This window comes from Novispirillum itersonii subsp. itersonii ATCC 12639 (assembly GCF_000381985.1).
In the GTDB taxonomy this organism is placed as follows: domain Bacteria; phylum Pseudomonadota; class Alphaproteobacteria; order Rhodospirillales; family Rhodospirillaceae; genus Novispirillum; species Novispirillum itersonii.
Window position 1 is genome coordinate 124,397 of record NZ_KB907339.1, and the last position, 23,906, is coordinate 148,302.

Below are 23,906 nucleotides of genomic sequence, written 5' to 3' on the forward strand. Positions count from 1 at the left end.
AGTGACAGGAACCGGACCGTGACAACACCGACCCTTGCCGTTCCCCTGACCGCGGAACGGATTCTGGAGACGCTCGGCGATATGGTGGTGGTGGTCGATCCCCGCTGCCGGGTGGTGTTTCAGGGCCGAGGTCTGTGCCGGGCGCTTGGTTATGCCGAGGGTGGATTACTGGGGCGTCTGCTGCCTGAATTCGTCCATGTCGATGATCAGGACCGGATGCTGGCGGTTCTCGATCCCCTGCTGACGGCACCGCTTTCCGGCGGGGCTGTCCCTGTGGAAGAGGCCCGCTGCACGGTTCGCTGGGCGCATGTGAGCGGAGAGTGGCAGGCCGTATCAATGGTGGCGCGGCGGCAGGCCGAGACCGGGCATGTGGTGATCACGGGCCGCGATGTCACCGACAGCCACCAGCGGGAGCAGGGCCTGCAGCAGGCGCGGGCCCGGGCCGAGGAAAGCGGGCAGGCCAAGGCCGATTTTCTGGCGATGATGAGCCATGAAATCCGCACCCCGATGAGTGGAATTATCGGCCTGATTGATCTGCTGCGGGGGACTGAACTGAATACCCGCCAGCAGGATTATGTGCGGGCGCTGGTGCAGGCAGGGGAGCACCTCTCCGACCTTCTGAACGACATCCTTGATTTCTCGAAGATCGAGGCCAACCATCTGGAAATTGAGACGGTCGCCTTTGACCTGCGGAAGCTGGCAGGGGCGGTGATGGATATTTTCCGCGCCCGTGCCGAGGCGAAGGGGGTTGCCCTGCGGGGCAGTGTTGCCCCCGATCTGTCGCGCTGGTGGAAAGGTGATGCCCGTCATCTGCGGCAGGTTCTGGCCAATCTGATCGGCAATGCGGTCAAATTTACCGACAACGGCCATGTCGAGGTCAAGGTGACAGCCCGCGGCACGCCGGGGCCGGGGGGGCTTCAGATGCTGGAGTTCTCGATTTCCGATACCGGGATCGGGATCGCGGAAGCCCAGAAACCCCAGTTGTTTCAGCCCTTTGTGCAGGCTGATATCAGCAATACCCGCCGTCATGGCGGAACCGGACTCGGGCTGGCCATCAGCAAGCGTCTGGTAGAGGCAATGGGCGGGGCGATCAGCGTCACCAGTCAGCGTCATGTGGGGTCAACCTTTCATTTCACCCTGCCGGTGCAGCCGATTGAGGCCCCGCGCGGGCAGGTGGTGCCCCTGGATCCGGCCCGGCCATTCGACGGGCGGATTCTGGTGGTCGATGATTCTGATCTCAACCGGATGGTGCTGGGGGATATGCTGGAACGGTTCGGTCTGTCGGTCAGTACCGCCCTGAACGGACTGGAAGCGCTGGACAAAGTCCGGAAGGAACCGGGGTTTTCCCTGATCTTCATGGATATCCAGATGCCGGTGATGGATGGTTTTTCGGCGATTGAGGCGATCCGGCGGCAGGAAAAAGCCAGCGGTGCCACGCCAGTGCCGATTTTGGCCCTGTCTGCGACCGCCCTGCGCGAAGACCGCGAGCGGGCGCTGGCACTGGGCTGCAACGACTACGTTGTTAAACCGCTGCGGAAGGATGTTCTGCTGACCTTGTTGCGGACCTATTGCCCGGCGAAGGACGGCAACAGATCCCTGTCCGATCTTGAGCAGCAGCCGGTCGAACCGGCGACGGAACCGGCTGCCGTGACTGTGCTTGAGCCGGAACTGGTGGCTCTGGTCCCGGTGTTTCTGAACGGGGTTGCCGAAGATCTGGCGGCGCTGCGTCGGGCCGCCGGTGGTGGGGATGCTGCCGGGGTGCGGCGTTCTGCCCACACCATGAAGGGCAATGCCATGCTGTTCGGCTTTCAGGAGCTGGTTGACTGCCTGCGGGCCTTGGAGGCGGTCGGGCATGAGCAGGCGGTGAGCGGCGGATCAGCAGAAACCCTGCGGGGGCTGTGTGCGCCGCAGATCAGCCGCCTTGAAACCCTGTTGCAGGATCTGGCCGGGCGGGCAGGTCCGCCGTGACCGCAGTGCTGAAATTGTTTGTCAGGAAACGGAAAATGCTTACTGTCAAAGGCTGTGCCAATAGTGGTGGTACAGATATGGGCGGATGGCAGAGCAACCGGGGGCGGTCATGAAATACGAGCGGATCATCGAAATCCTGCTTGTCGAAGATAATCCGGGCGATGCCCGGCTGGCGGCAGAGGCGTTTAAGGAAGGGACAATCCCGACGCGGCTGCATGTGGCCTCTGACGGAATTGAAGCGATGGCCTTTCTGCGCCGTCAGGGCCGCCACGAGGCGGCACCCCGGCCGGATATGATTTTGCTGGATCTCAATCTGCCGCGGAAGGATGGGCGCGAGGTTCTGGCCGAGATTAAGGAAGACCCGGCACTGCGGCGCATTCCGGTGATCGTCCTGACCACATCGCAGGCAGAAAATGACGTGACCCGTGCCTACGATCTGCACGCCAACTGCTATATCGTCAAGCCGGTCGATTTTGACCGCTTTATTGATGTGGTGAAGGGGATCGAGGATTTCTGGTGTTCATTGGTCAAGCTGTCGCCGGTATGACCGCCGGAGTTCTTTTTCCTGCCTCAGAGACCCCGCCGGTGTGCGGGGTTTTCTGTTGGTGGGGGAGCGGGTGAGAGAATGGATAAAGTGATACAGTTTTTTATTCATTGAAGTGAAAATTGAAACATTAAAGAATTTGCGGTATTGTGGTCCCCGACACACAGCCGCCGCAGGGCTGCCGGTCCACCGGGGGACAGACCGGGGCGGCAGCGGCAGAACCGGCGGGGTCCGCACCTGCCGCTGCGGCCCGCCCCCCTGAGGGAATGACGGACGCCATGAGGGAGTCGCTGCACATCATTAAACAGGAACACCGCAACCTGTTCCGCGTGGTGAACATGATGGATCAGATCCTGCGGAGCCTGAAGCCGGGGGAGACGCCCGACTTCTCCTTTCTGGATGATGTTCTTGATTACATCGAAACCTTCACCGATGTGTATCACCACCCGAAGGAAGATCTGTTCCTGTTCCGTCTGCTGCGCCAGCGCGATGCCGGGGCGGAGGCGATTATTGAGGAACTGGAGGAAGAGCATCAGCGCTGCCCGGTTTCTCTGAAGGCGGTCAAAGACGGGCTGGCGGCCTTCCGGGCGCAGGGCCCGGAGGGTCTGGAGACGTTCAGGGCGCTGGCGGCAGACTATCTGCGCTTTCAGACCAAGCACCTGCAGAAAGAAGAAGGGATCGTGCTGCCGCTGGCCATGCGGGCACTGACAGAGGAAGACTGGGCGGAAATTGATACCGCTTTCCGCGATAATGCCGACCCGGTGTTCGGGCCGCAGGGGCGGGCGGAAACCCGTTCGCTTTACAGCCGGATTGTGAATGAAGCCCCGGCCCCGTTCGGCTTCGGGGACTAATCAGGGTGCGCTGCCTCCCCGCGGTCTCAGCAAGACACCGCGGGGAGACGGGCAGCCATTATCCCAGCCCTTTCAGGGATTTCTGGTAGGGGACCCGTGCATCAGGCCCTTCGCTGTCCACGGCAAAGCCGGAGACCAGCGCGTATTTCAGCTTGGCGGCTTCCTTCAGGTCTTCCTCATCACGCAGGCCCCATGCATAGCGCAGACGGGGCAGGCGGCCCCGGCAGACTGTTGCCAGATTGGCGAAATCCTGCAGTGCATGCAGCCGCTGTTCTGACGATACCCCGTGACGGCTGAGGTCGTTCAGGTCGATGCCGATCGCATCGGCCCGCCCGGCATGGGGGGCAATCCGTTCCAGATGACTGAGCAGACAGCGGATAAAAACACCGCCGCAGACGCTCCGCAGGTCGGTGATGGTCTGCGGCAGATCTGACAGGGGGAAGTTGTCGAGGACCCCGACCAGCTCGATCCGCAGTTCCATCTGTCGGTCGGCGGGGGCTGTTTTCTGCAACTGGGCCACCATGCGGTCGCGGTTTTTTCCCAGCAGGGACCGGAAGTGCAGGGGCAGGATAAACACCGGCCGTTCCTTCCACGGCTGGGTATTTTTCAGCTGGACGGCCAGAGCGTCAAGGCTGTGCATATCGACCGCAACCGTCAGCGGATCATCATAACCGCCATTCAGCACCCATTGCCCGCTCCGGCGTCCGGTTTCGGTCTCCCGGCGGGCGATTGACTGCAGGCCCTGTACCATACCGCTTTCCAGCGTCAGCACCGGGGCGTAGACGGTGGACAGCTGCTGGTGCAGGCGGGTGAGAATTTCGCTGCTCTGGCTTTGCGCCTGTGTGGCGGCGCTGGGGCGCTCAAACATATGGGCGACGGCGGTGTCGACCAGTTCCGACAGGGAGATGCTTTTGACCTGTACGCCGTTGCCCTTCAGGGTTACCGGCTGGCCGGACAGCAGGCGGTCGCGCATATCGGTGGCGATGGTGGTCGCCCGCTGCTCGGCTTCACCCGCGCGGCCCTGCGCGAGGAATGTCACAAACGAGACATCGCCCTGACGGCTGTAGGCATCCCGGCTGCCAAGCCAGCCCTGCAGGATCCGTTCGGCGGCGAGGACGGTCCCTTCCGCCACCGCCTGCCAGTGGGGGCCAAAAGCCTCGCGGAATTCTTTCAGGCTGAAGACATACAGGCGCGGCAGGCCGACCGTGGCGGCGCAGTATTCCCGCACCACATTGGCCAGCCCCATCTGTGGAAAGTCATCCCCGTCTTTTGGCAGATCAGCCAGAGAGCGGATAATTGCATCAGGATCAGTCATCACAGTGTCCCCCCAATCCATTGGACCCTATGGATCAGGGCGTTTTCAGCAAAAGGCAGGTAGCTCTGTGGTTGAAAACGTTGACATGAAGGACGTCTTCCCCGATGAACCGCTGCCCCCTGATCAGAAAATGCCCCTGCAGCCGCCTGTTTCGGCCATTCCCGCTTCCGTAGAAGCGGGGACTGCTTTGTATCTTAAGGGTATACCGCAATGGGGTTGAAAGAAAAGTCTGCGATGGTGCCTTTGGCGCGTATCAGAACAGCCTGATTTACAGGGCTTTTGTCTGTTATGGCTGATACTGCCCGACCAGCAGGAATTCGACGTTGCCTTCCGGTCCTTTGATCGGGCTTTCGGTGATGCCTTCGACCCGCCAGCCGGGGCGGTTGCCCAGCCAGTCGCGCATGGTGTCGCAGACTTCGGCATGCAGGGCCGGGTCGCGGACCACTCCGCCTTTGCCCAGCCGCTCTTTCCCGACCTCAAACTGCGGCTTGATCAGGGCAACCAGCCAGCCACCGGGCTTCAGGAAGGTCAGCGGGGTTTCCAGCACCGTACGCAGGCCGATAAAGCTGGCATCACAGACGACGATATCGACCGGCTCGGGGATCTGATCTGCGGTCAGGTGCCGGGCATTGGTGCGTTCCAGCACCACCACGCGCGGGTCGGTGCGCAGTTTGTGGGCCAGCTGCCCATACCCGACATCCACCGAATAGACCCGGGTGGCACCGTGGGTCAGCAGCACATCGGTGAAGCCGCCGGTGGAAGAGCCGACATCCATCCCCACCCAGCCGGTGGGGGTGATGCCGAATGTGGTCAGGCCCTTTTCCAGTTTCAGGCCGCCGCGTGAGACCCAGGGGTGGTCCTGCCCCTTCAGTTCCACCGTGCGGTCGGTGGGGATCTTGGTGCCCGGCTTATCAGCTTTCTGGCCGTTGACCAGCACCAGACCGGCCATGATCAGCGCCTGTGCCCGGGTGCGGCTTTCCGCCAGTCCCCGGTCCACCAGAATCTGGTCCAGACGTTCCTTTCCGACTTTTTCGGGTCCTGCCTTTTCAGGGCTGCTGTTACTCACGGTACAGTGTCCTTCAGGGTTGCCATGTACTGGGCCATGCCGTTCATCAGCATCTGCACGGCCACCACCACCAGAATCATCCCCATCAGGCGTTCCATCAGGTTCAGGCCCTTATCCTTCAGCCAGCGGCGGCCGAAGTCAGCGGCGAAAATGATGGCTCCGCCGATCAGCCAGGCCACCAGAACGGCGGTCAGCCAGTCGGTCATCCGGCCCGGTTCCTGCGTGGCCAGCAGCATCACAAACGCCATGCTTGACGGCCCGGCCACCAGCGGGATTGCCAGCGGCACCAGCCACGGGTCGGCATCGTCACTGTTTCCGGCAATGCCGCCATGACGGCCGGGGAAGATCATCCGCAGCGCCACCAGAAACAGCACCACGCCCCCGGCCACCGACAGCGCCGGGGTAGAGATCCCCAGCGAGGTCAGGATCACTTTGCCGAAGAACAGGAAGACCATCAGGATGATCAGGGCGAAAGACAGTTCGCGCAGGATGGCAAGGCGGCGTTTGCGGTTTTCCAGCTTGCCGAGAACCGACAGGAAAATCGGGGCGTTGCCGAGTGGATCCATCAGCAGAAACAGGGTGATCACCGCGGAAGTGACGGTCATGCCGGTGCTCCTGTCCGGAAATGAGAAAACCGTCACGGTGCCGGGCCGGGCACCGTGACGGGCAGAGTGTGGCAAGGCTGACCGGTCAGGCCGGAGAGGCCGATCCGGCTTCCGGCTGGGTCTGCCCCAGAATATCGAGAACACGGGCGGCAATCTGCCGGGCGGTCAGCCCTGCCAGTTCCAGCTGCCGGGCCGGGCTTTCATGCTCAATGAAGATGTCTGGCAGGCCGAGGGTCCGCACCTTCAGGCCGCCATCCAGCGCCCCGGTGTCAGACAGGTGGGTCAGCACCATGGCGCCAAACCCGCCGCGGGCGCTGTCTTCCACCGTGATCAGCACATCGTGGCGGCTGGCCAGATCAGCCAGCAGGGCGGCATCCAGCGGCTTGGCAAAGCGGGCATCGGCGACTGTCACTGACAGGCCATGCGCCTGCAGGTCATCGGCGGCGGCGGTACACTGGTGCAGGATCGGCCCCAGCGCCAGCAGCGCGACGCTGCGCCCGTTGCGGATGATCCGGCCTTTGCCGAGTTCCAGCACCTCACCGGTTTCCGGCAGGGGCACGCCGGTACCTTCGCCACGCGGGTAGCGGAAGGCAATCGGGCCGCTGTCATAGGCGGCGGCGGTGGCAACGGCATGGACCAGTTCGGCCTCGTCAGACGGGGCCATTACCACCATGTTGGGCAGACAGCAGAGATAGCAGAGGTCGAAAGAACCGTGATGGGTTGCCCCGTCGGCGCCGACCATTCCGGCGCGGTCGATGGCAAAGCGGACCGGCAGGTTCTGGATCGCCACGTCATGCACCACCTGATCGAACCCGCGTTGCAGGAAGGTGGAATAGAGGGCGGTGAACGGCTTATAGCCTTCGCAGGCCAGACCGGCGGCAAAGGTGACGGCGTGCTGTTCGGCGATGCCGACATCAAAGGTACGGGCGGGAAATTCCCGCGCGAACACGTCCAGCCCGGTCCCGGCGGGCATGGCGGCGGTGATGGCGACGATTTTATCGTCATTGCGGGCGGCGGCGGTCAGCGCCTTGGCAAAAACCCCGGTGTAGCTGGGGGCGTTGGGTTTGCCTTTTTCCTGCGCGCCGGTGACGACATTAAAGCGGGCGACCCCGTGGTATTTGTCGGCAGCGGCTTCGGCCGGCGGATAGCCCTTGCCCTTCTGGGTCACCACGTGGATCAGCACCGGCCCTTCGCCATGATCCCGCACGTTCTTCAGCACCGGCACCAGATGGTCCATCTGATGGCCGTCGATCGGGCCGACGTAGTAGAAGCCAAGCTCTTCAAACAGGGTGCCGCCGGTGACCATGCCCCGGGCGTATTCCTCCGCCCGCTGGGCGGCGCGCTTGACCGGACCGGGGAACCGCGAGGACAGATCCTTCAGCAGGTGCCGCAGCGAGACATAGGATTTCGAGGAGATCAGCTTTGACAGATAGGCACTCATCGCCCCGACCGGCGGCGCGATTGACATGTCGTTGTCATTCAGGATGACGATCAGGCGGCTGTCCATCGCCCCGGCGTTGTTCATCGCCTCATAGGCCATCCCGGCGCTCATGGCACCATCGCCGATGACAGCGATGACGTGGTTTTTGCCCCCGGCGAGGTCGCGGGCGACTGCCATGCCGAGACCGGCGGAAATCGAGGTGGAGCTGTGCCCGGCCCCGAACGGGTCATACTCGCTTTCAAACCGGTTGGTGAACCCCGACAGTCCGCCCCCCTGCCGCAGGGTGCGGATGCGGTCCCGCCGCCCGGTAAGGATCTTGTGGGGGTAGCACTGATGCCCGACATCCCAGATCAGGCGGTCAGCCGGGGTGTCGAAGACATGGTGCAGGGCAACGGTCAGTTCCACCACCCCCAGCCCTGCGCCAAGGTGCCCGCCGGTGGTGGACACGGCGTCGATCATTTCGTCCCGGACTTCCTGCGCCAGTTGCACCAGATCCTCAGGCTTCAGGGCCTTGAGGTCGGCGGGGGAGCCGATGGTGTCAAGCAGCGGGGTGACCGGGCGCGGAGTGGCGGGAGTGGACACGGGCAGACTCTACAGCTTCAGTAAAGATCACCGGGGCGGACAGGCATAGCCGGTCCGCCCGGCGCGGGGAATGAATCCGACAATAACAGATCCCGGCGGCGGGAACGAACGCCAACCGCCGGAACGTCATAATTGGATCAGGATTTCCGGTCCAGAACGTATTGGACCACATCGCGCAGCAGGTCTGCCTCGCCGTCAAACACCTTCAGGTGGGAAATGGCCTGTTCACCAAGGATGCGGGCATGGTCGCGGGCCCGGTCCAGCCCCAGCAGGGTGACAAAGGTCACTTTGCCCGAGGCGGCATCCTTGCCCAGAGACTTGCCAAGGGTGGCCGGGTCGCCTTCCACATCCAGCAGATCATCAACAATCTGGAACGCCAGCCCCAGATCATGGGCATAGGCCTGCAGGGCATGCCGCAGCTGGGGCGGGGCCTTGCCGAGGATCGCCCCGGCCATGCACGAAAAGCCGATGATCCGCCCGGTCTTCATCTGGTGCATCCGGGTGATGGCCGCGACATCCAGCGCATCGCGGGCTTCGCCGTGACGCTCGGTCAGCAGGTCAACCATCTGTCCGCCGACCATGCCGTGCGGCCCGGCGGCCCGGGCCAGCTCGCTGACCAGCTGGCAGCGCACCGACGGATCGGCATGGGTTGTTTCGGCGGCGAGCACCTCAAACGCCCGGGTCAGCAGGGCATCCCCGGCCAGAATGGCGGTCGCCTCATCAAAGCGGCGGTGACAGGTGGGGCGGCCACGGCGCATGTCATCATTATCCATGGCCGGAAGGTCATCATGGATCAATGAATAGCAGTGCAGCATCTCCACCGCGGCGGCGGTGCGCAGGGCCGACCGCTCCGCCACGCGGAACATCTCGGCGGTGGTCAGCACCAGAAACGGGCGCAGGCGTTTGCCGCCGCCAAGGACGGAATAGCGCATGGCCTCGAAGACCCGCCCTTCCGGGTCGGTCACATCGGGGATCAGCAGATCAAGGGTGCTGTCCACCGCTTCGGCGCGGTCACGCAGGGCAGCCTGCAGGGCGTCGCTCATACCGGGCATGCGGGCAGTCCCCTTAAACCGGATCAAACGGGGCGGTTCCGGCGGCGGTGCCGTCGGCGGAAACCATGATTTTTTCCACCTTGGTGCGGGCTTCGGCCAGACGGCGCTCGCAGTGGCGTTTCAGGTGCGATCCGCGCTCGTAAGCGGTGACGGCTTCATCAAGGCGGACCTGTCCGCGTTCCAGCTGCTGCACGATCTGTTCCAGTTCGCGCAGGGCGTCCTCGAAGCTCAGGGCTGCGATCTCGGCGGGCAGGGCGGTATCGGTCATGCTGTCGGGCTTCCCCATGATCTGGGTGTCCGGTCTGTCGGACGGGCGGAATGGCGGCCAGAATATAGCCCGTAGATCCCGGCTGGCAAGACGACAGCGCAGGCGGGGGCGGATTCCTTCCTTCCCCGCCTGCGGTCGGTGCCGTGGTTTACTCTGCCGCCTGCGGGGCGTCGGAGCTGTCCGGGCGGCGGCCAAGGCCCTGCAGCCACTGGCTCAACCGTTCAAAATACAGGTACAGCACCGGGGTGATGAACAGGGTCAGCGTCTGCGACACCACCAGCCCGCCGACCACCGCCAGCCCCAGCGGGCGGCGCAGTTCCGCAGCCGCCCCGAAGGCGATGGCGATCGGCAGGGTGCCCATCAGGGCGGTCATGGTGGTCATCATGATCGGGCGGAAGCGCAGCAGGCAGGCCTGCTCGATCGCTTCCCGCGGGGACAGGTTCTGTTCCCGCCGGGCCGCCACCGCAAAGTCGATCATCATGATGGCGTTTTTCTTGACGATCCCGATCAGCATCAGCAGGCCGATGATGGCGATGACGCTTAGATCTTCCTTGAATAAGATCAGGGTTGCCAGTGCCCCCAGACTGGCGGAGGGCAGGCCGGAGAGGATGGTGATCGGGTGGATGAAGCTTTCATAGAGAATGCCCAGCACCACATAAATCACCAGCACGGCGGCAGCCAGAAGCACCCCCTGATTGGACAGGGTCTGCTGGAACACCTGCGCTGTACCGGCAAAGCTGGTGGTGATGGTCACCGGCATCGCCAGTGCCCGTTCGGCTTCATGGATCAGGTCAACCGCATCGCCGAGCGACACGCCGGGGGCAAGGTTGAAGGACAGGGTTACCGCCGGCATCTGCCCCTGATGGTTGACCGACAGCGGCCCGACGGTGCGGCGGACCGCCGCAAAGGAATCCAGCGAGACCAGAGACCCGGTCGAGGAGCGGACATAAACCAGCGACAGGGCTGATTCATCCTGCTGATAGCGGGGGTCCAGCTCGATCAGCACCGCATAGTCGTTTGACGGGGTATAGATAGTCGCCGCTTCGCGCTGGCCGAAGGCACTGTACAGGGTGGACCTGACCTGATCGACGTTAACGCCGAGGCTGGCGGCCTTTTCCCGGTTGATGTCGATGTAGACCTGCGGGTTATTCCGTTCCAGATCCGAGGCGACGTCCTGAAGCTGGGGGATCCGCCGCATGGCGTCCTGCAGTTTGTCTGACCAGTCGTACAGGTCATGCAGGTCCAGCCCCTGTAAGGTATACTGATAGGTGTTTTTCGATGACCGCGCCCCGATCCGCAGGTTCTGCACCGGGTTGAGGTAAACGGCGATACCGGGGATTTTGCCGACTTCCTTCCGCAGATCCTGAATCACCTTTTCAATCCCGGGCCGTTCGCTGCGCGGTTTCAGGGTGACGAACATCCGGCCGGAGCTGATGACCGAGCTGGCCCCGCCGCCGATGGCGGAGGTGGCCCCGGCGACTGCCGGATGGGCCTGAACGGTGGCGGCCACCAGCTTCTGCTTTTCGACCATTGCATCGAAGGAAATGTCAGGGGCCGCCTCCACCGAGACGGACAGCTGGCCGATATCTTCCGTCGGGAAAAAGCCTTTCGGCACTTCGCGGAACAGGACAACGGTGCCGATCACGGTGGCGATCATCAGCAGACCCATCACCGCCATATGGTCAAGGGACCACAGCAGGCCGCGTTTGTAGCCGCGCAGCAGGGCATCGAACCCGGCTTCCAGTGCCCGGCCGACCGGGCCTTCTTCCTCCCCGTGTTTTTCGCGGGTCAGGAAGCGGGAACACAGCATCGGGGTCAGGGTCAGCGAGACCACGGCTGACACCATGATGGCGATGGTCACCACCACGGCGAATTCGTGGAACACTTTGCCGACCACCCCGCCCATCAGCAGGATGGGGATAAACACCGCCACCAGCGACAGGGTGATGGACAGAATGGTGAAGCCGATTTCCCGCGCCCCTTTGATGGCGGCGTCGAACGGCTTCAGCCCTTCTTCGATATAGCGGACGATGTTTTCCAGCATGACGATGGCGTCATCGACCACCAGCCCCACCGACAGGGTCAGCGCCAGCAGCGAAATGTTATCGACCGAAAACCCGAGCAGATACATGGCCCCGGCGGTGGCGACCAGCGAGATCGGCACCGCCAGAGTCGGGATCAGCGTTGCCGCCGCCCGCCGCAGGAACAGGAAAATCACCATCACCACCAGAACGATGGTCAGGATCAGGGTAAACTCCACGTCCTCCACGGCTTCACGGATTGAGGTGGAGCGGTCGTTCATCAGGTCAATCGACACCGAAGGCGGCAACTGGGCCCGGAAGGCGGGCAGCTGCTGCCGCACCAGATCGACCACCTCCACCGTGTTGGCTTCCGGCTGGCGCTGCACGGCCAGCACGATGGCACGGGTGCCATTGTACCAGCTGGCGGTACGGGCATTTTCCACACTGTCCAGCACGGTGGCGACATCCCCCAGGCGGACCGGGGCATTGCCGCGCCAGGCAATGATCAGATTGCGGAAGGCGTCAGCATCCGGCAGCTGCGGGTTGGAGGTCAGGATCATCTGCTGCCGCGCCCCGCTGAGGCTGCCGACAGGAGTGTTGGAATTGGCCGAGGCCAACGCCTTCTGCACGTCATCCAGCCCGATGCCGCGCAGGGCCAGCGCATTGGGTTCCACCTGTACCCGCACAGCATATTTCTGCGACCCGTAGACCAGCACCTGCGCCACCCCGGACAGGGTGGCGATGCGCGGCTGCACCACGGTTTCGGCAAAGTCGTTCAGCTGTGACAGCGGCATGGTCGGCGAGCTGAGGGCCAGCAGCACAATGGCGGCATCCGCCGGGTTGACCTTGCGGTAGCTGGGGGGCGTCGTCATCTCTGACGGCAGGCGGCGCAGGGTGCGGTTGATCGCCGCCTGCACATCCGCCGCCGCACTGTCGATATTGCGGTCCAGCACAAACTGGATGGAAATCGAGGTCGATCCGAGGTTGGAGGACGAGGTGATGCTTTCCACCCCGGCGATGGTCGAGAATTCCCGCTCCAGCACGGTCGCCACCGAGGCCGCCATGGTTTCCGGGCTGGCACCGGGCAGGCTGGCGGAGACGTTGATCACCGGAAAATCGACGCTTGGCAGCGCGGCGACCGGCAGCTTTTTATAGGCAAACAGCCCGAGGACCACCACGGCGATTGACAGCAGAAGCGTCATCACCGGGCGGCGGATACAGAGTTCCGAAACATTCATGGCGGTCAGCTCCCGCTGCTGGCAGACGGGGCTTTGGCACCGGACTCAACCACGGCACTGCCGGGGATCAGGCGGGATGCACCGTCACGGACCACCCGGTCCCCTTCCTTTACACCGCCGGTCAGCACCGCCAGCCCGTCAGTCAGGCGGGCGACGGTGACCGGATGCATCTGGGCTTTGCCGTCTGTGTCGATAACGTAAACGAACGGCCCTTTCTGGCTGGCCTGTACCGCTTCCACCGGTACGGTCAGGGCGTCGGCATCGGTACGCAGAATGGCGGTGACGTCAACAAACTGGCCGGGCCACAGGCGGGTGTTGCTGTTGGTGAACTCTGCCTTTGCCAGAACGGTGCCGCTCTGCTGTTCGACCTGACTGTCGATGAACACCAGCGTCCCCTGTTCCGGCGGGGTGGCGGTATCCCCGGGCACCTGCGCCGCAACGCGCACCGTGCCCTGTGCCATGGCCTGCCGCAGACCGGGCAGGTTCCGTTCAGCCACCCGGAAGGAGACCTGAATCGGGCGCAGCTGGGTCAGGGTGACCAGCGCGGTGGCATCCCCGGCCCGGACCGAGGCCCCCGGCTTGACGGTCACTTCCCCGGTGCGGGCTGACATCGGGGCGATGATTTTGGTAAAGCTCAGCGCGGTGCGGGCGCTTTCAATCGCCGCCTGATTGGCTTTGATCGTGCCTTCCAGCGCATTGGCGGTGGCGACGGCGGTGTCGTACTGCTGGCGGGGGGCCGCATTCTGGCGGACCAGTTCAGCGTAGCGGGTGACGTCGCTGCGGCTTTTCTCAAGCTGGGCGCGGTCGCGTTCCTGATTGGCCTCGGCCTGTGCCAGCTGGGCGCGCAGGCTGCGGTCATCAAGGGTGAACAGCAGATCTCCGGCCTGTACTTCCTGCCCTTCGGTGAAGTGCACCTGTTCGATCAGGCTGTCGATACGGGCCCGCACCGCAACGGTGGCGACCGGCTGGGCGGTGCCGATGGTGGTCAGCTTCAGGTCGACCGGCTGGCGGGTCACCGGGGCCAGCACCACCGGCACCGGGCGTTTCTCGGCGCCGGGGCTGCCCTGTGCGGCGGTGCCCCCGGCAGGTTTGCCCCCGTCGGTTTTACTCTGGCTCCACCACATTCCCGCTGCGGCCATGGCCACAACTGCCACCCCGGTCAAGATCACGCGACGCTGCATCTGCATCCACTCTGCTGTTTTGCTGTTTTTCTGCGGTGCCCCGGTGGGCGGGGTCTGTTGGTGGCCCTGTTCATGAGCAGTCCTGAAACTCTTCGCCACAAGATGCGCGTTCCGGGGCGGAATGCAACGGTTGACGGCGGTTAAATTTTGTAACACGACCAGTTTCATCCGCAGTGGACTGAAGATGGCAGGAGAAGAGGCAATGACAGGGCAGGCGATCCATATCCTGTGGGATGGCCCGGCGGATGCCGCCACTGTTCTGGTGCTGGCGCATGGGGCCGGGGCCCCGATGGACAGCCCGTTTCAGGCTGCCGTGGCGGCGGGGCTGGCGGGTAGGGGCCTCCGCGTGGCCCGGTTTGAGTTTCCTTACATGGCCCGGCTGCGGGCGGGGGAAGGCAGGCGTCCACCTGACCGCGAGCCGGTCCTTCTCGACTGCTGGCGGGCGGTTCTGGGGCAGGTGCGGCAGGCGCATCCCGGGGTTCCGCTGGTGATTGCCGGGAAGTCGATGGGGGGGCGGATGGCCACCCTGCTGGCGGCGGACCGGCCGGGGGATGTGCGGGCGGTGGTGGCTCTGGGCTATCCGTTTCATCCGGCCGGAAAGCCAGAGGCGGCGGCCAAGCGCCTGCAGGCCCTGTATGCCAACCCGCTGCCGATGCTGATCGTACAGGGTGAGCGTGATGCGCTGGGGGACCGGGGCTTTGTCTCGGCACAGGATCTGCCGCCGCATATCCGTCTGCACTGGTTGCCAGACGGTGATCATTCGTTCAAACCCCGGCGCAGCGCCGGGGTTACCGAGGCGGAGAACCTGCAGGCGGCTGTTGCGGCTGTGACGGCGTTTCTGACCGCTTTATAAGGCGGTGCCGGGCTGTAAAACCCTCTCGTCGGGCCTGTTGTGCTGTGGCATAATACCCATGTTTCTAATATGGAAATATTGTAATCAGTACAGAGTAGGGAAAGCCGTGTCAGCCAGCGGAAGGGTTGGGGAAGACCAAAGCCGGTATAAAACCGGCATTTCAGCTGGCGGGTGTCGCAGGATGGGAAGAGAAGGGGGGAACACTCCCCCCGTGGGAAGGCCACATGACCAGTCATTCAGAACCGGGCAGCGGATCGAACGCCGTGATTAAGCGCAGCGTCCGCATTGCCCGTCATTCGACGTCAATTTCGCTGGAAGACAGCTTCTGGGATGCCCTGCGGGACATCGCCGCCGTACGGGGCCTAAGTCTGAACGCCCTGATCGCAGAGATCGATTCCGCCCGCGCCGGGGATGACCCCGGCAATCTGTCCAGCGCGGCACGGGTCTATGCGTTGCAGTGGTTCCGCCAGAACGGGCAGCACGGCCAGAACGGACAGGTGGGGCTGGCAGCGGGCCGGGCCTGACCCGGCACCCTGACGGATCTTTCCCCCCGGCGGTGCTGCGGCTATAACACGCCGGTATCCCCTTTCTCCGGGGGGCGCACTGACCGCAGGGGGGTACCCGCCATGCCGCGCGTTGATTTCTATCATCTGCAACTGTTCCGGCTGGAGCAGGCCTTGCCGCGTCTGCTCGACCGCGTGCTGAGCAGCGGGCAGCGGGCGATGGTGCTGGCCGGGTCGGAAGACCGGGTGGAGGATCTGGCCCTGATGCTGTGGGAAGACAAGGGAAGCTGGCTGCCCCATGGCACCAAGCGCGATGGCCGCCCCACCGAGCAGCCGGTCTGGCTGACCGATGACCCGCAGGATAATGCCAACGGCGCCGGGGTGCTGGTGCTGTGTGACGGCATGGACAGTCCGCTGGCCGACTCTCTGCCGCGTACTCTTGATCTGTTTAATGGCCGGGATGAGGCGGCGCTGGAGGCTGCCCGTGGCCGTTGGCGCAGGCATGATGTGTCCGGGCATGCCCTGTACTACTGGCAGCAGGAAGAAAGCGGGCGCTGGACCGAAAAAATGTCTAAAAATATTACCCGTGAGTCGTAAGACTGAAAAAGTGATTGGCAGTGAACATATCAAATGCGACTGTTGGCATGATCAGCTGCGGCTGAAAGTTTAACCCGAGGGCAGAAGCTGGGGTTCGCTGTGCCACCAAAATATACATTCGAGGTCAAAGTCCTCCGCGAGAAACGCTGGACTGTCGACCGCATCTTCATGACTGAGACCGAAGCGATCCAACACGCTGAGAAGTTGGTGAAAACCAATGCCGCTGATGCGGTGCGTGTGGAGCGGGAGCGGGAACGACACGACGGTACATATACCGCGACCGTGTTGTTTGACCGCACCTGTGACGGAAAACGCAATGTGCAGGTGGCGATTGTCGCCATCGATACCGCCCCACCCTGTGCCGGGCCCGATGACCTGTATGGTCTGGATGCCCGCCTGACGATGTGGAAAATCCTGCGCAAGTACTTTGATCACGTCACGCTGTGTCCGTCAGAAATCCTTTATAACTACGGTGCCCTAGCCAAGCTGATGGATAATGACCCGCCGGTCTATCCTGCGGCGATTGACAAGATTGCCAGCCTTCAGGCCCCGGCGCTGGGCGTTGACAGCCGCGTCCGCCGGGATGAGCTGTATAAGTGGATGGACACCGTCGCCCGCCGTGCCCGCAGTGCGGAGAAAGAAAAGCGTCTGTTCAAGGAAAGCCTGCAGGATTTCGGCGCGCTGGCCGAAATGGCAACCCTGATCGGCGGGGCGGAAGAGCGCGATACCCTGATCCGCTGTGCCATCGCGCGGGAGCTTTATACCAACCGCAACTGGCTGTCGAAGCTGGAAAAACTGCTCGAGGCGGTTTCTCCCGACATGCCGCGTGAGGATCTGGCGATCATCGACGGCTTTGTCGCTGATATTCTGGGCTCAGCGCAGGTCATTCAGGAAATTCTTGGCAGCCGTTCCACACTGTTTAACGCCCTGATGGGGCTGATTGACCTGATGGAAGGCCGGGTGGAGGATGTGCCGCCCCGCGATGTGCCGGAAGTGGCGCAGGTGCTGCGCCGCCTGATTGCCGACGGCAACCTGCCTGCGGGGAGCAATGTGCTGCTCGACCGTATTAAGGCCCAGATCAGCAGCAAGCAGCCTCTGAACCGCATTAACCCGGATCAGGAACATGACTCGTTCCTGAAGCTGATGGCCCGTCTGTCCAACACCCGTGGCTTCCGTGGCGGGCCGGAAATGGCAGAAGTGCTGACCTCCCGCTGTAGTATGCAGTTTCAGGAAGGGGGGGTGACCGGGCGGAAGCTGGCGGTCGGGGCGATGATCAATATGATCCGCGATCCGCTGCAGAAAATCCGCTACATGATCTCCATTTCCGAAACGGAAACCGGGGTGATCTGCGCCGATGTTCTGCACAAAGCGATCAGTCAGCTGAAGGAGTCGATGGGCGACATCAACAAGCTGGTGCCCGGTAATCTGTCGGCGACCCGCCGCCTGATGGCGGTGACGGATATCCAGAAGGCCCTTCAGGAGTCGGTGCTGACGGAGAGCGTCCGCAACCAGCTGATTGGCATGCTTGACGACGTTCTGGTCAACTTTATTGAGCGTGAAGGGTTTATCGACCGTCTGGATGACCCTGAACTGGGGCTGCGGGAACGGTCGGTCCGGTTGATTAAGTTCTGTTCGTCCGGTCTGCTGCTGGAAGGCCGGGCGCTGGAGCTGGCCCGGATGCGGATTGCCGAACATCTCCGCCAGCCTAATTTCGTTCAGCATTATGTGTCCGAATGTCAGTCACAGAGTGAGGCTGACGAGGCTTTGCGCGATCTGCACCGGCAACTTGCGCTGGCCGGGTTCAGGGGCTGATCCGTTCATCTGCCGGGGCCGCCATCCACCTTTCCCGGTCGGATGGTGGCCCCGGATAAAAATTCATCAAGGTGTCGCAGGGGGACTGCGCGGACTGGTGCTAAGCAGGCGTTCAATTTTCGCCTGTGTGGCTCTGCGCGTGCAGGCGTTCTCTCTCAATGGGGCAGTCTTCGATGACGCAGCGGAACCTGTCTGTTTATCTTGCCACGCTGGTGGTTGTGATGGCCTTGGGGACACTTGCAACCTCGGCTTTCGGGCTTTACCTGAAGCGGACCCAGATGATTGAGGACCGTGTCGCCAGTGTCCGGCAGATTGCTGAAGGGACGGCGGCCATGATCCGTCAGGCGGCCACCGGCCCTGATGCGGACACGGCACAGAAGGCCCTGAAGGAGAGGTTACGCCACTTCCGGTTTGACGGCGGCAACTACATTTTCCTGATTGATTACAGTCACTGCATGATCCTTGACCCGGCCGATCCGGCAGGGGAGGGGGACTGCAAACCCACCTCCGAAGTACGGAAGCGTCTGGTTGCTGCCGGTGTGGCCGGGGGTGGCACCGTCTTTTACCGGACGAAGCGGGATGGGCAGGAGGTGCCAAAGGTTGCCTTTGTCGCGCAGGTGCCGGAATGGCGCTGGACTGTTGGTGTCGGCGCGTATCTTGATGATATTGACCGTGATTTTCTGCTCGGTCTGTTGACCGAAGCGGCTGCCATCAGCGGGGTGATTCTGCTGGGTGGGCTGGCGGCGTGGCGCGTTTCCCGCCGGGTTCACACCGATGTGGCTGCCCTGTCGCAGGAGATGGACCGGCTGGCTGGCGGCGACCTGACGGAAGCGCGGCAGCGCACCCTGTCGGTGCGTGAAATCTGCAGCATGGCTGACAGTCTCAGCCATCTGCGGCAAAAGCTTCAGGCCGCTGCGGCGCTGGAGCAGGAAAAGCATCTGCGGCAGGAGCAGGATCTGGCCCGTCTGCACCGTCAGGCCGATCTCACAGCCGGGTTTGAGCGTCGGATGGCTGCGATGCTGGAGGCTGTTTCGGCGGGGCTGACCCGGACCGGCAACGCTGTAGACAGCCTGCGTGGCGTTGCGGATCTGACCGGGCGGAGGAGCGCCCATGTCAATACTGCGGCGGAAGCCTCTGCCCGTGATGTGCAGGCGGTCGCCAGTGCGGCGGAGGAACTGGGATCATCGGTGCTTGAGATCACCCGGCAGGTCGGTGAAACCAGCCGGATTACCGCCGAGGCTGTTTCCGGGGTCGAGAGGGCGGAACAGGTGGTCAGCGGGCTGGCCGAGGCGGCGGGCCGGATCGGTGAAGTGGTCGGGCTGATTTCTGAGATTGCCGGGCAAACCAATCTGCTGGCCCTGAACGCCACCATCGAGGCTGCCCGGGCCGGAGAGGCCGGAAAAGGCTTTGCCGTTGTTGCCAATGAGGTCAAGACGCTGGCCGCGCAGACAGCGCGGGCCACGGCAGAAATCGCCGGTCAGGTGCAGGCTGTGCAGGCGGCCACGCTGGACAGCCGGACGGCGATACAGGATGTGGTGGAGACGATCCGGCAGGTGGATGAGGTGATCTCGGGCATTGCCGCCGCCGCTGAGCAGCAGAGTGCCGCGACGGCTGAGATTGCCCGCAGTGTGCAGAGTGCTGCCGATGGCAACCGGGCTGTTTCTGAGGGGATCGCCGATGTTGCCAGTGCAGCGGGCCGGACATCGGGCAGTGCATCGGATCTGGCGGATGTGGCCGCAGTGCTGGATACTGAGGCCCGGTCCCTGCGCGGGGCCGTTGAAACCTTTCTGACGGATATGCGGACGGCATGATCAGGTGGATGTGGGGTGTGGTGGTTGCCGTTGGGATCGGGGCCGGGCTGGCGGCTCCGGCTGCTGCCTGTGTGGTGGCGCTGGATCCCGGCCATTCCCGAGACCGGCTGGGCGCCACCAGTGCCCGGGGTGTCGGGGAGTGGTTTTTTAACCGGGCGCTGACGGAGCAGGTGGCGGCATCGCTGACCGCTCAGGGGGTTAAGGCTGTGGTGATCAACCCCGCCGGGGGACCGATCGGTCTGAAGGACCGTACCCGGCAGGCGACGGAGGCCGGGGCTGACCTGTTTCTGTCGATTCACCATGATTCGGTGCAGCCGCAGTATCTGACCCCGTGGCAGGTGGATGGCAAGGCGCGGTCATATTCTGACCGTTTTGCCGGGTTCGGGGTCTTTGTCTCCGGGCGCAATACCGGCTTTGCCGCCAGTCAGGCCGTCGGGCAGGATCTGGCCGATGCGTTGCTGGCCGCCGGGCTGCGGCCAAGCCTGCACCATGCCGAGCCGATACCCGGCGAAAACCGCCCGCTGCTGGATGCCCGGCGCGGGATATATCGGTATGACGATCTGGTGGTGCTGCATTCCGCCCCGATGCCCGCGGTACTGCTGGAGGCGGCGGTGATCGTCAACCGCGAGGAAGAAAGCCGGGCGATCACTCCGGCTTTCCGCGATCAGGTGGCAGGGGCGGTGACGCAGGCTGTCACCGCCTTTTGCCGGAAGCATTAAGGGTCAGGCCGGTTTCGCGGATTGGATCAGGGCCTTATACCAGTCATAGGATGATTTCGGCGTCCGCGTCTGGGTGCTGTGATCAACGTGCACCAGCCCGAAGCGGGGGCCATAGCCGCTGCCCCATTCAAAGGCATCCAGCAGGGACCAGACGAAGTAGCCGCGCACATCAACCCCGGCATCCATCGCTTCGGCCATTTTGGCGGTATACAGCTCAAGATACTTGATGCGGCGGGGGTCCTCAACCTTGCCGTCGGCGTTGACGGCGTCATCCCCGGCGCACCCGTTTTCGGTCACCACCACCGGCAGCTTATAGCGCCGGTGCAGCTCCAGCAGTTCATCGCGGAAGGCATCAGGCCACACCGGCCAGCCGATACCGTGGTCGGGGGAGCCGGGCGGGGAATCCCCCCAGCCGAAGCCCCAGGTGCTGTTCAGGTCTTCCTTAGCGAAAATCGGGCCATAGTGGTTGAGGCCGAAGAAATCCACCGGGCGGCAGATCTGCGCCATGTCGCCCCCCTGAATGTAGGGCTCCATATCCCGGGCGATCAGCGGCGGATAATGGCCGAGGATCTGCGGGTCGGGGAAGGCGAGATTCCAGTGCTCATTCAGCAGGGCGGCGGCACGGCGGTCGGCTTCGGTGTCCTTCTCCGGCCAGACGGCCTGCCGGTTATGCACGGCCCCGATCACGGCATCCTTCACGTGGGTGCGCAGCACATCAACCCCCATGCCGTGGGCAAGGTTGACATGATGGATGGCCCGCAGATGGGTGGCGCGGTCGGTGATGCCGGGGGCAGCCCAGTCAATGGCGTAGCCGAACAGGGTGAAGACGGAAAACTCGTTGAAAGTGATCCACTTTTTGACACGGTCACCATAGCGGCGGGCGCACAGGGTGGCGTAGTCGGCAAACCAGCCGGCGCATTCCCGCTGGGCCCAGCCGCCAAGGCTGTGCAGGCCCTGCGGCAGATCCCAGTGGTACAGGCAGGCCCAGGGCTCAATCCCGGCCTCCAGCAGGCTGTCGATCAGGCGGTCGTAAAAGTCGAGGCCCTTTTCATTCACGAATGTCCGCCCGGTGGGCAGGATGCGCGGCCACGCCAAAGAGAAGCGGTAGGCATCCACTCCCAGTCCCTTCATCAGGGCAATATCTTCGGGGTACCGGTGATAGTGGTCGCAGGCGGTCTCGCCACTTTCGTTTTTATAGACCTTGTCCTTGGTGATGGCGCGGACATCCCAGATGCTGAGGCCGCGCCCGTCTTCGTGCGCGGCCCCTTCGATCTGATAGGCGGAGGTCGACACCCCCCACGTGAAGTCCTTCGGCCAGCCGTTTCTGGGGAGTGCGCCGCTCATCATCTGCCTCTTTGGTCTGTTCTTGTGGTCTGAAACCACTGTGAAACGAGGCGGTTACGGCGTCAAGAGATGGTCTGCCCCCGCAGGGCGGCGGCATGGTGACGCAGGTGGTCCTCAATGAAAGAGGCGATGAAGTAATAGCTGTGGTCATAGCCGGGCTGCATCCGCAGGGTCAGCGGATATCCGGCGGCCTGCGCGGCCTGCATCAGCAGCTCCGGCTTAAGCTGGGTGGCCAGAAAACTGTCGGCATCCCCCTGATCGACCAGCAGCGGCAGTTTTTCACAGGCAGACTGGATCAGTGCGGCGGAGTCCCAGTCTTTCCACGCAGACCGGTCAGCCCCCAGCAGGTGCCCCAGTGCCTTTTCCCCCCACGGGCAGTTCAGCGGGCTGGCAATCGGCGCGAAGGCTGATACCGAGACATAGCGCCGCGGATTGCGCAGGGCGCAGACGATGGCACCGTGCCCGCCCATGGAATGGCCGGAAATGGCCCGGCGGCCGGTGACGGGGAAGGTCGCTTCAATCAGGTCCGGCAGCTCACGGGTGACGTAATCGTGCATCCGGTAGTGCCGGGCCCAGGGCTGCTGCGTCGCATCGACATAGAATCCGGCACCATAGCCGAAATCCCAGTGCTGTTCGGGGTCGGCGGGCACATGATCGCCGCGCGGGCTGGTGTCGGGGCAGACGATGGCAATCCCCAGCTCCGCCGCCAGCTTCTGGGCTCCGGCCTTCTGCATGAAGTTTTCGTCGGTGCAGGTCAGGCCGGACAGCCAGTACAGCACCGGGACCTTTTCCGTTTCTGCCTGCGGCGGCAGAAAGACGGCAAACACCATGTCGCATCCCAGCGCACGCGAGGTGTGGCGGTAACGCTTGTGCCAGCCGCCGAAGCTGCGGTTGGTGGAAACAATGGTCAGATCAGCGGTCATGCCGGGCCTCTGTCAGGGAAGGGCAGAAAACAGGGACGCCGCCGCCCCTGTGGACGGCGGCGGCGCACCGGATCAGTATACGATCACCGAGCGGATGCTCTTGCCTTCGTGCATCAGATCGAAGGCTTTGTTGATGTCCTCCAGCCCCATGGTATGGGTGATGAAGGTATCCAGCTCAAAATCACCGCGCATGTACTGCTCGACAATGCCGGGCAGCTCGCTGCGGCCACGGACGCCACCAAAGGCCGAGCCGCGCCAGACCCGGCCGGTGACCAGCTGGAACGGGCGGGTGCTGATTTCCTGCCCGGCCCCGGCGACGCCGATGATGACGGACTCACCCCAGCCCTTGTGGCAGCATTCCAGCGCCGACCGCATAACGTTGACGTTGCCGATGCACTCGAAGGAATAATCGACGCCGCCATCGGTCATATCGACCAGCACATCCTGAATCGGACGGTCGAAATCACGCGGGTTGACGCAGTCGGTGGCCCCCAGCTTGCGGGCGATATCAAACTTGTCGGGGTTGATATCGACGCCGATGATCCGCGATGCCTTGGCCATCACCGCGCCGATGATCGCTGACAGGCCGATACCGCCCAGACCGAAGATGGCGACGGTGGCGCCGGGCTCGACCTTTGCAGTCTTCAGCACCGCACCCATGCCGGTGGTGACGCCGCAACCCAGCAGGCAGATCTTTTCCAGCGGGGCTTCCTTGTTGACCTTCGCCAGCGCGATTTCCGGCAGAACGGTATATTCGGAGAAGGTCGAGGTGCCCATGTAATGGAACAGCTGCTTGCCACGGGCGCTGAAGCGGGTGGTGCCATCGGGCATCAGGCCCTTGCCCTGCGTGGCGCGGATCGCCTGACAGAGGTTGGTCTTGCCGGACAGACAAAACTTACACTGACCGCATTCCGGGGTGTAGAGCGGGATCACATGATCGCCGACGCTGACGGAGGTGACCCCCGGCCCGACAGCCTCGACCACCCCGGCCCCTTCATGGCCGAGGATGGCGGGGAAAATACCTTCCGGATCATCGCCGGACAGGGTGAAGGCATCGGTATGGCAGACCCCGGTGGCAACAATGCGAACCAGAACCTCGCCCTGCTGCGGCGGGGCAACCTCGACCTCTTCGATTTCCAGCGGCTTACCGGCGGCCCAGGCAACTGCGGCGCGGGATTTGATCATGGCGGGGAGACTCCGGTGAAAAACAAT

Annotated in this window: 20 protein-coding genes; 9 read left to right on the forward strand and 11 right to left on the reverse strand. The window is 63.4% G+C overall.

From position 1 onward, the window contains the following. Positions 1-18 precede the first annotated feature (18 nt). The 3 genes from G365_RS22785 to G365_RS0106295 all read left to right on the forward strand — a co-directional run bounded on the left by G365_RS22785 (position 19) and on the right by G365_RS0106295 (position 3,363). Positions 19-1,968 (forward strand): ATP-binding protein, encoded by a 1,950-nt coding sequence (locus G365_RS22785; protein WP_019644655.1) that lies wholly within the window; start codon positions 19-21, stop codon positions 1,966-1,968. 85 nt (positions 1,969-2,053) lie between these two features. Continuing rightward, positions 2,054-2,515 (forward strand): response regulator, encoded by a 462-nt coding sequence (locus tag G365_RS0106290; RefSeq protein ID WP_407635437.1) that lies wholly within the window; start codon positions 2,054-2,056, stop codon positions 2,513-2,515. A gap of 275 nt (positions 2,516-2,790) precedes the next feature. Then, complete coding sequence (locus tag G365_RS0106295) at positions 2,791-3,363, forward strand: hemerythrin domain-containing protein (RefSeq protein ID WP_019644657.1); 573 nt, start codon at positions 2,791-2,793, stop codon at positions 3,361-3,363. A gap of 58 nt (positions 3,364-3,421) precedes the next feature. Here G365_RS0106295 and G365_RS0106300 read toward each other — a convergent pair whose 3' ends face one another. The 8 genes from G365_RS0106300 to G365_RS0106335 form a co-directional block, all read right to left on the reverse strand. Beyond that, positions 3,422-4,678 carry a hypothetical protein gene (locus G365_RS0106300; RefSeq protein ID WP_019644658.1) on the reverse strand — a complete coding sequence of 419 codons (1,257 nt, stop codon included), beginning with the start codon at positions 4,676-4,678 and terminating at the stop codon, positions 3,422-3,424. Positions 4,679-4,964: 286 nt separating this feature from the next. Continuing rightward, a complete protein-coding gene (locus tag G365_RS0106305; RefSeq protein WP_019644659.1) occupies positions 4,965-5,744 on the reverse strand; it encodes a TlyA family RNA methyltransferase in 780 nt (259 codons plus the stop codon). Further along, positions 5,741-6,349 (reverse strand): MarC family protein, encoded by a 609-nt coding sequence (locus tag G365_RS0106310; RefSeq protein ID WP_019644660.1) that lies wholly within the window; start codon positions 6,347-6,349, stop codon positions 5,741-5,743. The genes G365_RS0106305 and G365_RS0106310 overlap by 4 nt, the downstream gene beginning before the upstream one ends. Positions 6,350-6,434: 85 nt before the next feature. Then, positions 6,435-8,372, reverse strand: a complete 1,938-nt coding sequence (gene dxs / locus G365_RS0106315) for a 1-deoxy-D-xylulose-5-phosphate synthase (protein ID WP_019644661.1) — start codon at positions 8,370-8,372, stop codon at positions 6,435-6,437. A 137-nt stretch (positions 8,373-8,509) separates the two neighbouring features. Then, positions 8,510-9,424 carry a polyprenyl synthetase family protein gene (locus G365_RS0106320; protein WP_019644662.1) on the reverse strand — a complete coding sequence of 305 codons (915 nt, stop codon included), beginning with the start codon at positions 9,422-9,424 and terminating at the stop codon, positions 8,510-8,512. Between the two features lie 13 nt (positions 9,425-9,437). After that, a complete protein-coding gene (locus G365_RS0106325; protein ID WP_019644663.1) occupies positions 9,438-9,710 on the reverse strand; it encodes an exodeoxyribonuclease VII small subunit in 273 nt (90 codons plus the stop codon). 130 nt (positions 9,711-9,840) lie between these two features. Further along, on the reverse strand, positions 9,841-12,951 hold the full coding sequence (locus tag G365_RS0106330) for an efflux RND transporter permease subunit (RefSeq protein ID WP_019644664.1): 3,111 nt from the start codon (positions 12,949-12,951) through the stop codon (positions 9,841-9,843). Positions 12,952-12,956: 5 nt separating this feature from the next. Continuing rightward, on the reverse strand, positions 12,957-14,132 hold the full coding sequence (locus G365_RS0106335) for an efflux RND transporter periplasmic adaptor subunit (RefSeq protein WP_169545060.1): 1,176 nt from the start codon (positions 14,130-14,132) through the stop codon (positions 12,957-12,959). Positions 14,133-14,334: 202 nt separating this feature from the next. Here G365_RS0106335 and G365_RS0106340 point away from each other — a divergent pair, with 202 nt between their 5' ends. From G365_RS0106340 to G365_RS0106365, 6 genes are all read left to right on the forward strand, one after another. Further along, positions 14,335-14,985 carry an alpha/beta fold hydrolase gene (locus G365_RS0106340; RefSeq protein WP_019644666.1) on the forward strand — a complete coding sequence of 217 codons (651 nt, stop codon included), beginning with the start codon at positions 14,335-14,337 and terminating at the stop codon, positions 14,983-14,985. A 224-nt stretch (positions 14,986-15,209) separates the two neighbouring features. After that, positions 15,210-15,509 carry a ribbon-helix-helix domain-containing protein gene (locus tag G365_RS20595; protein ID WP_019644667.1) on the forward strand — a complete coding sequence of 100 codons (300 nt, stop codon included), beginning with the start codon at positions 15,210-15,212 and terminating at the stop codon, positions 15,507-15,509. Positions 15,510-15,611: 102 nt separating this feature from the next. Continuing rightward, positions 15,612-16,085, forward strand: a complete 474-nt coding sequence (locus G365_RS0106350) for a DNA polymerase III subunit chi (protein ID WP_019644668.1) — start codon at positions 15,612-15,614, stop codon at positions 16,083-16,085. Between the two features lie 99 nt (positions 16,086-16,184). Beyond that, positions 16,185-17,897, forward strand: coding sequence for a hypothetical protein (locus G365_RS0106355; protein WP_169545061.1), 1,713 nt, complete (start codon positions 16,185-16,187; stop codon positions 17,895-17,897). Positions 17,898-18,070: 173 nt separating this feature from the next. Continuing rightward, positions 18,071-19,708 carry a methyl-accepting chemotaxis protein gene (locus G365_RS20600; RefSeq protein ID WP_169545063.1) on the forward strand — a complete coding sequence of 546 codons (1,638 nt, stop codon included), beginning with the start codon at positions 18,071-18,073 and terminating at the stop codon, positions 19,706-19,708. Then, positions 19,705-20,427 carry an N-acetylmuramoyl-L-alanine amidase gene (locus tag G365_RS0106365; RefSeq protein ID WP_019644671.1) on the forward strand — a complete coding sequence of 241 codons (723 nt, stop codon included), beginning with the start codon at positions 19,705-19,707 and terminating at the stop codon, positions 20,425-20,427. The genes G365_RS20600 and G365_RS0106365 overlap by 4 nt, the downstream gene beginning before the upstream one ends. 3 nt (positions 20,428-20,430) lie before the next feature. Here G365_RS0106365 and G365_RS0106370 read toward each other — a convergent pair whose 3' ends face one another. From G365_RS0106370 to G365_RS0106380, 3 genes are all read right to left on the reverse strand, one after another. Beyond that, a complete protein-coding gene (locus tag G365_RS0106370) occupies positions 20,431-21,771 on the reverse strand; it encodes a GH1 family beta-glucosidase (protein ID WP_026345147.1) in 1,341 nt (446 codons plus the stop codon). Positions 21,772-21,833: 62 nt separating this feature from the next. Continuing rightward, on the reverse strand, positions 21,834-22,694 hold the full coding sequence (gene fghA, locus G365_RS0106375) for an S-formylglutathione hydrolase (protein WP_019644673.1): 861 nt from the start codon (positions 22,692-22,694) through the stop codon (positions 21,834-21,836). Between the two features lie 72 nt (positions 22,695-22,766). Then, complete coding sequence (locus G365_RS0106380) at positions 22,767-23,876, reverse strand: S-(hydroxymethyl)glutathione dehydrogenase/class III alcohol dehydrogenase (RefSeq protein WP_211217670.1); 1,110 nt, start codon at positions 23,874-23,876, stop codon at positions 22,767-22,769. Positions 23,877-23,906: the final 30 nt, after the last annotated feature.

What these genes read in the sequence shown, in the direction of transcription:
- G365_RS0106290 (WP_407635437.1), top strand. Translation starts at nt 2,054, where the DNA reads ATGGCAGAGCAACCGGGGGCGGTCATGAAATACGAGCGGATCATCGAA.
- G365_RS0106295 (WP_019644657.1), top strand. Translation starts at nt 2,791, where the DNA reads ATGAGGGAGTCGCTGCACATCATTAAACAGGAACACCGCAACCTGTTC.
- G365_RS0106300 (WP_019644658.1), bottom strand. Translation starts at nt 4,678, where the DNA reads ATGACTGATCCTGATGCAATTATCCGCTCTCTGGCTGATCTGCCAAAA.
- G365_RS0106310 (WP_019644660.1), bottom strand. Translation starts at nt 6,349, where the DNA reads ATGACCGTCACTTCCGCGGTGATCACCCTGTTTCTGCTGATGGATCCA.
- G365_RS0106320 (WP_019644662.1), bottom strand. Translation starts at nt 9,424, where the DNA reads ATGCCCGGTATGAGCGACGCCCTGCAGGCTGCCCTGCGTGACCGCGCC.
- G365_RS0106325 (WP_019644663.1), bottom strand. Translation starts at nt 9,710, where the DNA reads ATGGGGAAGCCCGACAGCATGACCGATACCGCCCTGCCCGCCGAGATC.
- G365_RS0106330 (WP_019644664.1), bottom strand. Translation starts at nt 12,951, where the DNA reads ATGAATGTTTCGGAACTCTGTATCCGCCGCCCGGTGATGACGCTTCTG.
- G365_RS0106335 (WP_169545060.1), bottom strand. Translation starts at nt 14,132, where the DNA reads ATGCAGCGTCGCGTGATCTTGACCGGGGTGGCAGTTGTGGCCATGGCC.
- G365_RS0106340 (WP_019644666.1), top strand. Translation starts at nt 14,335, where the DNA reads ATGACAGGGCAGGCGATCCATATCCTGTGGGATGGCCCGGCGGATGCC.
- G365_RS20595 (WP_019644667.1), top strand. Translation starts at nt 15,210, where the DNA reads ATGACCAGTCATTCAGAACCGGGCAGCGGATCGAACGCCGTGATTAAG.
- G365_RS0106350 (WP_019644668.1), top strand. Translation starts at nt 15,612, where the DNA reads ATGCCGCGCGTTGATTTCTATCATCTGCAACTGTTCCGGCTGGAGCAG.
- G365_RS20600 (WP_169545063.1), top strand. Translation starts at nt 18,071, where the DNA reads ATGACGCAGCGGAACCTGTCTGTTTATCTTGCCACGCTGGTGGTTGTG.
- G365_RS0106365 (WP_019644671.1), top strand. Translation starts at nt 19,705, where the DNA reads ATGATCAGGTGGATGTGGGGTGTGGTGGTTGCCGTTGGGATCGGGGCC.
- G365_RS0106370 (WP_026345147.1), bottom strand. Translation starts at nt 21,771, where the DNA reads ATGAGCGGCGCACTCCCCAGAAACGGCTGGCCGAAGGACTTCACGTGG.
- fghA (WP_019644673.1), bottom strand. Translation starts at nt 22,694, where the DNA reads ATGACCGCTGATCTGACCATTGTTTCCACCAACCGCAGCTTCGGCGGC.